This is a genomic window from Kitasatospora sp. NPDC001664 (assembly GCF_053596675.1).
The window spans coordinates 40,937-53,012 of the sequence record NZ_JBSFGS010000002.1 but is presented as its reverse complement, the minus strand read 5'-3'; the positions used below and the strand labels follow the sequence as shown (position 1 = coordinate 53,012).

Sequence of the window (12,076 nt, the reverse complement as noted above, 5' to 3'; positions counted from 1 at the left end):
GGCGGCCCTCAGGCCATCGGGTCGTCCTCGCCGTACGGGCGCAGCCGCAGCGTCCTGGCGTCCGACTCGCGGATCCGCTCGGCCCGGGAGCAGAGCAGCTCCAGGTTGTCCCGCCCGGCGTGGATGAACCGCCCGTGCAGCGCGTCGAAGCGGCCCCGGGCGGCGTCCACGGTGACGGCCACCATGTACGGGATGGAGCCCCAGGCCTTCATGTCCCGGAACATCGGCATCCCGGCCGTCATCGCGGTGGCAACCGCCCCGGGGCTGATGTCCAGCACCACCACGTGCTTCTCGGCCAGCGAGTCGGCGATGTTGTCGGAGAGCTTCAGCAGCGCGCCCTTGGAGGTGGCGTACGCGGTGTAGTGGCCGTCGGGGCGCAGCGCGAAGCCGGAGTTGAGGTTGACCACCCGGCCGCGCCGCCGCTCGACCATGCCGGGCAGCACGGTGCGCAGCAGGTTGTAGGGGCCGCGCAGGTTGGTCTCCACCACCTGCCACCACTGGTTGGGGTCGGTCTCCCAGAGCGGGACCTCCTCGCGGTCCACCTGCCCGGCGTTGTTGACCAGGAAGTCCACCGGTCCGAGGTCGCGCTCCACGGCGCGGACGGCCTCGCGCACCGAGCCGTGCCGGGTGACGTCCGCCGTCACCGCGACCCCGCGCGCCCCGTGTCTGACGCACTCGCGCAGCGTCTCGGTCAGGGTCCCGTGGTTGCGGCCGAGCAGCCCGACCGCCATCCCCTCCGCGGCCAGCCCGACGGCCAGCTCCCGCCCGATGCCCCGACCGGCCCCGGTGATCAGCGCGACCTGCCCTACCAGCGATCCGGTCGGCATGGTGACCTGCTCCCTCCTCCGACTGCCTGCACTCCCTCCGGCCGATTCTTCGGGCCCGCCGGGGGCGCGCGGCGGATCACCGGGCCGCTTGTCATCCGATCGGCCCACGCCCCGCACGGCCCGACGAGGGCGGGATCACATGACGGACCGAGATGTACTCGCTGGTAGCCGGGTAGTACGGTCGTCCGGGCGGCGCGTACGGCCACGACACCGGCGCACCACCCGTCAGAGCACGCTGGGCCACCCCCAGCTCCACCGTGAAGGGCAACTGAGTGAGTGACATCGCGCGCGTCGGGGTAGTCGGCTGCGGACTGATGGGTTCGGGCATCGCCGAGGTCTTCGCCCGCTCCGGGCTGGAGGTGCTGGTCTCCGAGGCGACCGGCGAGGCCCTGGAGTTCGGCCGGACCCGCCTGACCAACTCGCTGGAGACCGCCGTCCGGCGCGGCAAGCTGACGGAGGAGCAGCGGGACGAGACCCTGTCGCGGATCTCCTTCACCACCGACCTCGCCGACTTCGCCGACCGCGACCTGGTGGTCGAGGCGGTGGCCGAGCAGGAGGAGATCAAGACCAAGATCTTCCAGACCCTGGACCAGGTGGTCGAGCGCCGGGACGCCATCCTGGCCTCCAACACCTCCTCCATCCCGATCGTGAAGCTGGCCGCCTCCACCTCCCGCCCGGAGCAGGTCATCGGCCTGCACTTCTTCAACCCCGCCCCGGTGCAGCGGCTGGTCGAGGTCATCCCGACCCTGACCACCTCCGCCGAGACCACCTCCCGGGCCGAGGCCTTCGCCGTCCAGGTGCTCGGCAAGGAGCCGATCCGCGCCCGCGACCGGGCCGGCTTCGTGGTCAACGCCCTGCTGGTCCCGTACCTGCTCTCGGCGGTGCGGATGTTCGAGTCCGGCGTCGCCACCGCCGCCGACATCGACAAGGGCATGGAGGCCGGCTGCGCCCACCCGATGGGCCCGCTGCGCCTGTGCGACCTGATCGGCCTGGACACCATCGTCTCGATCGCCGAGTCGATGTACGACGAGTACAAGGAGCCGCTGTACGCCGCTCCCCCGCTGCTCTCCCGGATGGTCGACGCGGGCCTGCTCGGCCGCAAGTCCGGCCGGGGCTTCTACGACTACACCGCCGCCTGAGCCCCTTCGCGCGCGCACGACGGAGGCCGGAACCCGCTTCTCGGGTTCCGGCCTCCGTCGCTTCCCCCGGGCCTACTGCGGCGCGGGCGGCTCCTGGGTGCCGAGCTGTTCGTTGATCTTCTGCTGGGCGGTGTCGACCTGGCCGGAGTACTTGCCGCCGGTCTTCTCGTCCACCATGTCGCCGGCCTTGTCGACGCCGGTGCGGGCGGTGTCCTCGTGGCCCTTGATCATGTTCTTCAGCTTCTCGAACACGGTGCGGTCCTTCCCTGTGGAGCGTGGCGGGACCTTCCAAGGATCACCGCCACCCGGCGCACGCGCATCCGCTGTGAACACCCGGACCGAGAAATTCACCTCCGGGGTCTACCCGCGTAAACAGCGACTGCCCCATGATGGCGGGGCCCCGCCGCCCGGATCCTTCGGGCCGTCAACTCCCCCTCACCATGCTGGAGTTCGCCATGCCCCGATTCCGCCGTGCCCTCGCCACCGCCGGCGCCGCACTGCTGGCCGCCGCCGCCCTGCTGACCAGCGCCGCACCCGCCCAGGCGGCCCTGCCGACCCCCGTCTCGGCCGCCACCGCGCGCAGCTACCTGGCCTCGCTGACCGTCGCCGCCCCGTCCCACGAGTCCACCTACGACCGGGCGCTCTTCCCGCACTGGATCACCATCTCGGGCACCTGCAACACCCGCGAGACGGTCCTCAAGCGGGACGGCTCCAACGTGACCACCGACTCGGCCTGCGCCTCCGTCTCCGGCAGCTGGTACAGCCAGTACGACGCGGTCACCTTCACCGCCTCCGGCAGCCTGGACATCGACCACATGGTGCCGCTCGCCGAGGCCTGGCGCTCCGGCGCCTGGGCCTGGAGCACCGCCCAGCGCCAGGCCTTCGCCAACGACCTGACCCGCCCCCAGCTGATCGCCGTCAGCGCGAGCAGCAACCGCAGCAAGGGCGACCAGGACCCGTCCACCTGGCTGCCGCGCGCCGCCTACCAGTGCACCTACACCCGCGCCTGGGTGCAGGTGAAGTACTACTACGGCCTGACGGTGGACAGCGCCGAGAAGTCCGCGCTCTCCTCGGTGCTGAACGGCTGCTGACGCACCGGAGCCCCGGGGCGGCCCACACCGCCCCGGGGCTCCGCGGCCCGTCAGCCGTTACGGCTGCCGACCGGATGCCGCCCACTGCCAGGACACCTCCGGCCCGGCGGCGTACCGGGCAGTCGCGGCGGTCTGAAGCGCCGTCAGCCGGCGGACCACCAGGATCGCCAGCACCGCCGCGACCGCGTCCAGCAGGTCGGTGGCCGCCGCCAGGGAGAAGCTGAGCACGTACTCGGCAGGCTCCCTCGCGGCGCCGTACACCTGGGCGTCGACCATCCCGGCCCCCTGGGCCACCAGCCAGAGCGCCCACCACCAGCGGAGCAGGCCGGTGGTGGGCGCGGGGCCCTCCTGCGGGGCGGTGGCCCGCCAGACGTCCCGGGTCATCTGGTACGGGAACCAGAACGACACCACGGGGACGATCCACCCCCACACCGTCCAACCCGGCGACCGGCTCTGCCGCTGCCAGGGCGCCAGCGCCGGCGCGTTGCCGCGGGCCCGGTGGAACCAGAAGAGGAAGACCAGGCCGCAGACGACGAAGGCCACCATGGACACCATCGAGACCATCGCGCCGACCACCTCGTCCGCCACCGCGAGGTCGCCCGGCAGGCCGGGGTCGTCCACCAGGCGCTGGTAGTCCGCCCGGACCACCAGCGAGACGAAGGCGTCCAGCAGGTCGACCAGCACCACCAGCCCCAGCATCACCATCGCCGCCACCGCAGGACCGCGCAGCGACCGGAGGACGACCGGCGGAGCCGGGGCCTCCTGCCACTGCGGCAGTGCCTGCGACGGCGAGGGCGGAGGAGGACTGCTCTGTTCGGATTTCACGCCGCGATCCCGTTCACTGTGCCCCCACCGTCCGGGGGACCGGAACGGTCATGTGATCACAGCGGCGCAGCAGATTTCCAAACGTTACCGTCAGCTGTTGATGCTGAAGCTGTCGCCGTAGACCTTCCACTTCAGCGGCGGGTTCAGGTCGAAGTTCTTGGCCTTGAGGAAGACCCGCTGGGCGGTGTCCACCCGGCTGGTGTCGCTGTGCGCCTCCTCCTGCTGCATCGCCCAGACCCGGGCGTCCAGGAAGGCGTTCAGGTAGGTGGTCTCGTCGCCGCCCTGGGCCGGGGTCTTGGCCTTGGCGAGGGCGCGCTTGCGGATGTTGGAGAAGCTGGTGGAGTCGCCGCCGTTGCCGTGCATCACGATGGCGTCGTAGTACGCGAACTGGCCGAGCGCGCGCAGGCCGTCGGACTTGGCCTGCTTGACCGCCGGGTTGAAGTAGACGCGGTCGCGCTCGTCGTTCTGGGCCTGCTGGAAGACCGAGTCCTTGGCCGCGGTGGCCCAGTCCCGCTCGAAGGCGGAGCCGAGGCCGGAGTGCGACTCGGTGCCGTTCACCTTGCGCAGGGCCGGGAGGTACTTGGCCAGGATGTTGCCGGGCTTGAGGTCGGTGTAGTGCTCGACCAGGTCGAGCATGTCGCCGGTGCCGGAACAGAAACCGATGATCCCGGCGGTGTAGCCCCGGCCGTCCTTGATGTCCTCGATGTACTTGTACTGGGCCTTCCAGTCCAGCGAGGAGTTCTCGGCGCTGGAGACCAGCTTCATCGCGATCTCCTTCTTCGCCGGGTCGTCCAGCCCGGCCCCGGCGGCCTGGGCGGAGGTACCGCCCACCAGGGAGAGGGAGACGGCGGCGGCGAGGAGGCCGGTGATCGCGGTACGACGGCGCACGACAGGCATGGCTGACTCCGTGGGGGGAAACGGCGATTAGGAAACTTTCCTAACGGAGACAGATTGAACCGTGCTCCGCCCTCGCCCGCAAGAGCAAGGGCACCACAACTCACTCAAACCTTGGGGCAGTTGCCGGGCACCTCCGCCGGCACCATCACGCAGTAGGCCGCCCCGTCCGCAGGGACGGCAGCCTCCGGAACGGCGAAGACCGCGACCCGGGAAACCGGCATCACCACCTCCCCCACCCGGCTCACCAACTGCGCCGCGTCCCCCGCGTCACTGCGCCGGTACAGTCCGACGGGCACCAGTTCGCCGGGGTGGTAACCGGAAACCACCAGCTGGCGCGGGCTGCCGGCCGCGGCGACGCCCGCCGGGTGGTCCGGCAGGGCGATGCCCTGGCCATGAGTGGCCGTCAACGCTCCCTGTTGGGCAGTGAGTTGGAAGGACCCCGCCTTGGCAAGAGCCTCCCGGGGCACGTTCGGCGGTACCAGCAGCCAGGCCCGGCTGCCCTGCACGCCACCGTCCTCCCCGTACACCGACAACCCCGCCCCGCCGAACAGCGCCTCGGCCGGCTCCTCGCCCTCCGGCACCGCCGCCTCCTCGGGGCGGACGCCCGTGCGGAAGCTCCGACCGCCCACGGAGAGCGTGACCGCGACCTCCTCGCCCGCCCGGAAGCCGTGCAGGCAGAGCGCGACGGGTTCGGTCAGCCGCAGCTCCACCGGGCCGTTGGCGGCACTGCTGAGCCAGACCGCCGGGCCCTCGCCGTACGCGGCCGGGAGCTGATCCCGGCTCAGGTCCCTCGCGCAGTCAGGCCGCTGAGGTGCGGCGGGCTGCGCCAGGACGAGCTGCGGCGCCAGCGGAGCCACGTCGGACTCCCCCGGGCCGGGGCCGGGGGACGGCTCTTCCGGGGTGGGGCTGGGAGCAACGCTGACGGGGGCCTCCGGCACGCTCAAGGAGGAACGTTCCACCTGGGCGCCGCACGCCGTCAACAGCAGCACACAGCCGCCAACCGCCGCCAACATCCGCATGCCGCCTCCTCGCGTCGCCCCACCACGAGGCTAGGCACGACGCACCGCACACGACCGACCACGACGCGACGGCGTCCGGGTGACGCGGGCGCACTGGGTGGTGATGCCGGGGGCGCGGGGAACTGCGCGAGTACGGAAGGCGGACCAGAGCCAGATCGGGGCAGGCGAGCCAGTTGCACGTGCTGCCGTTCCCCCGCGCGCAGTTCCTCGCGCCCCTGGGTCGCTGCCCTGCCGAGCGACATGCGGAGCCACATGCGGAAGGGCCCGCCCCCCGAGCGGGGGGCGGGCCCTTCCGGCCGGCGGAGCGTCAGGCGCCGCGCAGGACCGCGCCCGTGCGGGCGGCGGCGGCCGCGACGGCGGCCTCGCGGGCGCCGGTGGCCTCGTCGGCCGTCAGCGTGCGGTCGGTCGCGCGGAAGCGCAGCGAGTACGCCAGCGACTTCTTGCCCTCGCCGGCCTGCTCGCCGGTGAAGACGTCGAACAGCCGGATGGCCTCCAGCAGTTCGCCGGCACCGTCGCGCAGCGCGGCCTCGACCTCGGCGGCCGGGACGGCGGTGTCCACGATCAGGGCGACGTCCTGGGTGGCGACGGGGTACGAGGAGACCGGCGGGCCGGAGACCCGGTCGGCGTTCTCGGCACCCAGCAGGTCCAGGTCGAGCTCCATCACGCTGGTGCGCTCGGGCAGGTGCAGCGCCTTGATGACGCGCGGGTGGAGCTCACCGGCGTGGCCGACGACCCGGCCGTCCACCGAGAGCTCGGCGCAGCGGCCCGGGTGCCAGGGCGCGTACTGCGCCTGGCGGACCGTCAGCTCCACGCCGGCCGCGCGGGCCACCGTGCGGGCCGCCTCGACGGCGTCCGCCCAGGAGGCGCCGGCGCCCTTGCCCCACCAGCCGGAGGGGAGCCGCTCGCCGGCCAGCGCGACGGCGACCCGGCGCGGCTGGTGCGGGAGGGCGGCGTCCAGCTCGGCCAGCTGCTCGGCGGTCGGGCGGCGGTCGACGGGCAGGCGCGGGGCGACCTTGAGCTCCGGCTTCGGGAGGAAGACGGTGCCGGTCTCGAAGATCGCCAGGTCGGTGTTGCCCCGGCCGATGTTGCGCCGCAGTGCGCCGAGCAGACCGGGCAGCAGCGTGGTGCGCAGCGCCGGCTCCTCGTCGTTCAGCGGGTTGACCAGCTTGACGGTCCGTCGGCGGGAGTCGCCCGCCTCCAGGCCGAGCGCGTCGAAGGCCGCCTCGCCGAGGAACGGGTAGTTGTTGACCTCGACGTAGCCGGCCGCGGCCAGCGCCACTCCGGTGCGGCGGTGGAAGCGCTGGGCCTCGGTCAGGCCCTTGCCCGGGGGCACCGAGGGCAGCCGGGCGGGGACGTTGTCGTAGCCCTCCAGCCGGATGACCTCCTCGGCGAGGTCGTACGGGTCGGTGAGGTCGGGGCGCCAGCTCGGCGGGGTGACCTCCAGGACGTCGGCGCCGACCACGGTGGCGCCGATCTCCTGGAGCCGCCGGGTGACGGTCTCGCGGCCGTACTCGGTGCCCGCGACGCGGTCCGGCAGGTCGGCGTCGATGGCGATGGTGCGCACCGGGTGCGGGGCGGCGATGTCGGTGACACCGGCCTCGGCGGTGCCGCCGGCGATCAGGACCAGCAGGTCGACCGCGCGCTGGGCGGCGGCCCGGGCGGCCTCCGGGTCCACGCCGCGCTCGAAGCGCTTGGAGGCCTCGGAGGGCAGCTTGTGCCGCTTGGCGGTGCGGGCGATGGTGACCGGGTCGAAGTGCGCGGCCTCGATGATGATCTCGGTGGAGCCGGTGGTGATGCCGGTCTCCGGGTCGGTCACCGGGTCGAGGATCTCGGTCGAGGCGCCGCCCATGACACCCGCCAGCCCGATCGGGCCGGAGTTGTCGCAGATCAGCAGGTCCTCGGCGGAGAGCTTGCGCTTGCTGCCGTCCAGCGTGGTGAGCAGCTCGCCCTCGGCCGCGCGGCGGACCTGGATCGGGCCGTCGACGCGGTCGCGGTCGTAGGCGTGCAGCGGCTGGCCGACCTCGAGCATCACGTAGTTGGTGATGTCGACGGTCAGCGAGATCGGGCGGATGCCCGACTTCTGCAGTCGGCGCTGGAGCCAGATCGGGGACTGCGCGGACGGGTCCACGCCGGTCACCGTGCGGGCCACGAAGCGGTCGCAGCCGGCCGGGTCGGCGACCTTGACCAGGTAGCCGTAGGAGTTGGCCGGGGGCACGTCGAGCAGCGCCGGGTCGGCCAGCGGCAGCCCGTACGCGGCGGCGGCCTCGCGGGCCACGCCGCGCATGGAGAGGCAGTAGCCGCGGTCCGGGGTGACGGCGATGTCCAGCACCTCGTCGACCAGCTGGAGCAGCTCGATCGCGTCGGTGCCGGGCTCGTACTCCGGCGGGAGCACGATGATGCCGTCGTGGTCGTCGCCCATGCCGAGCTCGCGGGCGGAGCAGATCATGCCGGCCGAGGTGTGGCCGTAGGTCTGCCGCGCGGCGATCGGGAACGGGCCGGGCAGCACGGCGCCGGGGAGCACCACGACCACCTTGTCGCCGACCGCGAAGTTGCGGGCGCCGCAGACGATCTCCTGCGGCTCGCCGGTGCCGTTGGCGTCGCCGACGTTCACGTAGCAGTGCCGGATCGGCTTCTTGAAGCCGGTGAGCTCCTCGATGGAGAGCACCTGACCGACCACCAGCGGGCCCTTGAGGTCACCGCCGAGCTGCTCGACCGTCTCGACCTCCAGACCGGCCCGGACCAGGCGGGCGGCCACGTCGCGGCCGGTCTCACCGGCCGGAAGGTCGACGTACTCGCGCAGCCAGGAAAGCGGGACGCGCATCAGATCTCCATTCCGAACGGGAGGGTGAAGCGGACGTCGCCCTCGACCATGTCGCGCATGTCGGCGACGTTGTGACGGTTCATCAGGATCCGCTCCAGGCCGAGGCCGAAGGCGAAACCGCTGTAGCGCTGCGGGTCCACGCCGCAGGCGACCAGCACGCGCGGGTTGACCACGCCGCAGCCGCCGAGCTCGATCCAGCCCTCGGAGGAGCAGGTCCGGCAGGGGCGGTCCGGGTTGCCGACGCTCTCACCGCGGCAGACGAAGCACTGGAGGTCGATCTCCGCGCTCGGCTCGGTGAACGGGAAGTACGAGGGGCGCCAGCGCAGTTCGAGACCGCTGCCGATCAGCTTCTCGACCAGCACCTCGATGGTGCCCTTGAGGTCGGCGAAGGTGATGCCCTCGTCCACCGCGATCGCCTCGACCTGGCGGAACACCGGGGTGTGGGTGGCGTCCAGCTCGTCGGTCCGGTACACCCGGCCCGGGCTCACCGCGTACAGCGGCGGCTCGCGGTCGAGCATGGTGCGGATCTGCACCGGCGAGGTCTGGGTGCGCAGCACCACGCCGGAGTCGGCGGAGCCGTCCGGGGCCTGCACGAAGAAGGTGTCCTGCATCGAGCGGGCCGGGTGGTCCTCGTGCAGGTTGAGGGCGTCGAAGTTGAGCCACTCCGCCTCGACCTCGGGGCCGGAGGCGACCTCGTAGCCCATGGCCACGAAGGTGTCCTCGATCCGCTCGGCCAGCGTGGTCAGCGGGTGCCGGGCACCGCGCGGGGTGCGGTCGAACGGCAGCGTGACGTCCACCGCCTCCTCGACCAGCACGCGGGCGTCCCGCTCCGCCTCCAGCTCGACCTGACGCTTCGCCAGCGCCTGGTTCACCGCGCCGCGGGCCTGGCCGATCAGCTTTCCTGCCGCGGCCTTGGCCTGCGGGGGCAGCGCACCGATCTCGCGGTTGGCGAGCGAGAGCGGCGAGCGGTCGCCGGTGTGGGCCACCTTCGCCTGCTTGAGCTCCTCCAGCGAGCCGGCCGCGGCGAAGGCCGCGACGGCCTCGTCCCGGGCCTGCTCGACCGCTTCGGGCTTGAGTGCCTCGACCTCGACCGGGTCGTAGTCCTTGTTGGGTGCCGACATCGCTATCTTTCCCGTGCTCCTGCTCGTGAAGGGGGGTGCCTCGCCCATTGCATTACGCACTGCGTGGCCGGGGCACGGGCAGCCGCTCCCGTACGAGTCGAGAAGGGTGTCCGCGGCACAGCCGCGCAGGGCGTCACACAACGCAATGGTCGAGTGTAGTCGCAGCCTGCGAACCGCCCGCCGGGCTCTCGACTCCTACAGCATGCTGTGTTGTCGGTCATGCTCTTTCAGAGCATGAAGTCGGGCACCCCGGCGGGCAGGATAAATCGGAAGCGGGCGCCGCCGGACGGCGCGCGGCTCACCCGGATGGTGCCGCCGTGGGCCTCGACGATGCCCTTGACGATGTAGAGGCCGAGGCCGGTGCCGCCGCGCTTGGAGCCGCGCCAGAAGCGGGTGAAGACGCGCGGCATGGACTCCTCGGGGATCCCGCTGCCCTCGTCGCTGACCGTCACCGCCGTCCCCTCCAGGACCCATTCGCGCCCGGCGCTCTCCACCAGTTCCTTGGCGGGCGCCACCTCGATCGTGACAGTCCCCTCGCCGTGGCGCACCGCATTTTCCAGCAGGTTGGCCAGCACCTGGTCCAGCTTGTCCGGGTCGGCCCAGAGCTGGGTGAGCGGCTGCTCGATCCGGATGTCGAAGCGGTCCTCGGGGATCCCGGCCGCCACCTTGCCCTCCACGTGCCGGCGCACGGCCGCGGGCAGGTCGACCACCTGCTTGCAGAGCTCCAGCCGGCCGGCGTCGATCCGGGAGATGTCCAGCAGCTCGGCGATCAGCCGGGTGACCCGGTCCGCGTCGGCGTCGACGGTCTCCAGCATCACCCGCTTCTGGCCGTCGGTGAACCGCTCCCACTTGGCCAGCAGGGTCCGGGTGAAGCCCTTGACGCTGGTCAGCGGCGAGCGCAGCTCGTGCGCGACGGTGGCGATCAGCTCGGCGTGGCTGCGCTCGGTGCGACGGCGCGCCTCGGTGCCGCGCAGCGCCACCACCACCCGCCGGACCGGCCCGCCGCGGTGCTCCCGCACGTAGCGGGCGGAGACCAGCAGCTCGCGGCTGCCGGGCAGCAGCAGGTACCGCTCCGGCTGCCCCGTACGGATCGTCAGGCCGCCGTACGGGTCGGTCAGTTGCCACCAGCGGCGCCCGTCCAGGTCCTCCAGCGGGAGCGCCTGCTCCAGCGGCAGCCCGAGCGCCGCCTCCGGCCGGATGCCGGTCAGCCGGGCGGCCGCCCGGTTGAAGCGCACCACGACACCGGACGCGTCGGCGACCACCACCCCGTCCGGCAGCTCGTCCAAGTCCAGCTCGGCGCCGTCACCGGCCATGGGTCCCTCCCCGATCACCCACCGTGTCCGTTCCCCCACCGTCCGAACCCTAGCGCCCCTACCCCTTCGCGCGACACCCTCCCGGGGACCGCTGGGCGCGCGCGGAGGCGTACAGGCACACGGCGGCGGCCGTGGCGAGGTTGAGGCTCTCGGCGTGGCCGTGGATGGGCACCCGCACCACCTCGTCGGCGAGTGCGCGGGTCTCCTCCGGCAGGCCCCAGGCCTCGTTGCCGAAGACCCACGCGCCGGGGGCGCCCAGGGTGCCCTCGTCCAGCTCCTGGTCCAGGTCCCGGTCGCCGGCCCCGTCCGCGGCCAGCACCCGCACCCCGGCCTCGCGCAGCCGCGCCACCGCCTCCTCCACCGGCACCCCGACCGCGAACGGCAGGTGGAACAGGCTGCCCACCGAGGCCCGGACGGCCTTCGGGTTGTACGGGTCCACCGAGGCGTCGGTGAGGACCACCGCGTCCGCCCCGGCCGCGTCGGCGGTGCGCAGCACCGTCCCGGCGTTCCCGGGGTCGCGCACGTGCGCCAGCACGGCGACCAGCTGCGGGCGGGCCTTGAGCACCTCCTCGAAGGGGGTGTCCAGGAAGCGGCAGAGCGCCACGATGCCCTGTGGGGTGACGGTGTCGCAGATCTCGGCGATCACCTCGTCGGTCGCGGTGAGCACCGGCAGGCCCGCGTCCTCGGCGGCGGCCACGATCTCGGCGTGCCGCTCGGCCGCCTCGAACGTGACGTACACCTCGACCACCACGTGCTCGTCGGACCCGGCCGGGCGGCCGTACGCCACCGCCTCACGGACCGCCTGCGGGCCCTCGGCCAGGAAGCGCCGCTCCTTGCTCCGCTGGTTGCGCCGGGCGAGCTTGCGCGCGGCGATCACCCGCGGCGAGCGCAGGGAGGTGAGCAGGGGGGTCTCGGTGCTCTGCATGGTCTCGTCTCTGTGACACGGTGTCAGATTTCCCGGGCGGGGCCCGGAAGCACGCAGACCCGCAGGCGAACCTGCGGGTCTGGGTGGATCAGCTACAC

11 protein-coding genes are annotated in these 12,076 nt (G+C 72.7%); 2 read left to right on the top strand and 9 right to left on the bottom strand.

Translation table 11 applies throughout. From position 1 onward, the window contains the following. Window positions 1-8 precede the first annotated feature (8 nt). Window positions 9-827, bottom strand: coding sequence for an SDR family NAD(P)-dependent oxidoreductase (locus tag ACWCYY_RS02580; protein ID WP_380150359.1), 819 nt, complete (start codon window positions 825-827; stop codon window positions 9-11). A 272-nt stretch (window positions 828-1,099) separates the two neighbouring features. Between ACWCYY_RS02580 and ACWCYY_RS02575 the strand changes: the two genes are divergently transcribed. Further along, window positions 1,100-1,966 carry a 3-hydroxybutyryl-CoA dehydrogenase gene (locus tag ACWCYY_RS02575; RefSeq protein ID WP_380150360.1) on the top strand — a complete coding sequence of 289 codons (867 nt, stop codon included), beginning with the start codon at window positions 1,100-1,102 and terminating at the stop codon, window positions 1,964-1,966. A 72-nt stretch (window positions 1,967-2,038) separates the two neighbouring features. Here the strand turns inward: ACWCYY_RS02575 and ACWCYY_RS02570 are convergent, their stop codons facing one another. Further along, window positions 2,039-2,218, bottom strand: a complete 180-nt coding sequence (locus tag ACWCYY_RS02570; protein ID WP_380150361.1) for an antitoxin — start codon at window positions 2,216-2,218, stop codon at window positions 2,039-2,041. 203 nt (window positions 2,219-2,421) lie between these two features. Here ACWCYY_RS02570 and ACWCYY_RS02565 point away from each other — a divergent pair, with 203 nt between their 5' ends. Continuing rightward, window positions 2,422-3,057 carry an HNH endonuclease family protein gene (locus ACWCYY_RS02565; RefSeq protein WP_449795116.1) on the top strand — a complete coding sequence of 212 codons (636 nt, stop codon included), beginning with the start codon at window positions 2,422-2,424 and terminating at the stop codon, window positions 3,055-3,057. A 57-nt stretch (window positions 3,058-3,114) separates the two neighbouring features. Here the strand turns inward: ACWCYY_RS02565 and ACWCYY_RS02560 are convergent, their stop codons facing one another. The 7 genes from ACWCYY_RS02560 to ACWCYY_RS02530 form a co-directional block, all read right to left on the bottom strand. Beyond that, the gene (locus ACWCYY_RS02560) at window positions 3,115-3,882 is read right to left on the bottom strand and encodes a DUF4328 domain-containing protein (RefSeq protein ID WP_449794868.1); all 768 of its coding nucleotides are present in this window, start codon (window positions 3,880-3,882) and stop codon (window positions 3,115-3,117) included. Window positions 3,883-3,972: 90 nt separating this feature from the next. Then, window positions 3,973-4,779 (bottom strand): chitosanase, encoded by an 807-nt coding sequence (locus tag ACWCYY_RS02555; RefSeq protein WP_380150364.1) that lies wholly within the window; start codon window positions 4,777-4,779, stop codon window positions 3,973-3,975. A gap of 104 nt (window positions 4,780-4,883) precedes the next feature. Next, complete coding sequence (locus tag ACWCYY_RS02550; protein ID WP_449794867.1) at window positions 4,884-5,636, bottom strand: hypothetical protein; 753 nt, start codon at window positions 5,634-5,636, stop codon at window positions 4,884-4,886. A gap of 469 nt (window positions 5,637-6,105) precedes the next feature. Beyond that, window positions 6,106-8,619 carry a phenylalanine--tRNA ligase subunit beta gene (pheT, locus tag ACWCYY_RS02545; RefSeq protein WP_449794866.1) on the bottom strand — a complete coding sequence of 838 codons (2,514 nt, stop codon included), beginning with the start codon at window positions 8,617-8,619 and terminating at the stop codon, window positions 6,106-6,108. Next, window positions 8,619-9,740 carry a phenylalanine--tRNA ligase subunit alpha gene (pheS, locus tag ACWCYY_RS02540; RefSeq protein WP_345279494.1) on the bottom strand — a complete coding sequence of 374 codons (1,122 nt, stop codon included), beginning with the start codon at window positions 9,738-9,740 and terminating at the stop codon, window positions 8,619-8,621. The genes pheT and pheS overlap by 1 nt, the downstream gene beginning before the upstream one ends. Window positions 9,741-9,967: 227 nt before the next feature. Beyond that, the gene (locus ACWCYY_RS02535) at window positions 9,968-11,053 is read right to left on the bottom strand and encodes a sensor histidine kinase (protein ID WP_345279496.1); all 1,086 of its coding nucleotides are present in this window, start codon (window positions 11,051-11,053) and stop codon (window positions 9,968-9,970) included. Between the two features lie 58 nt (window positions 11,054-11,111). After that, on the bottom strand, window positions 11,112-11,978 hold the full coding sequence (locus tag ACWCYY_RS02530; RefSeq protein ID WP_345279498.1) for a TrmH family RNA methyltransferase: 867 nt from the start codon (window positions 11,976-11,978) through the stop codon (window positions 11,112-11,114). Window positions 11,979-12,076: the final 98 nt, after the last annotated feature.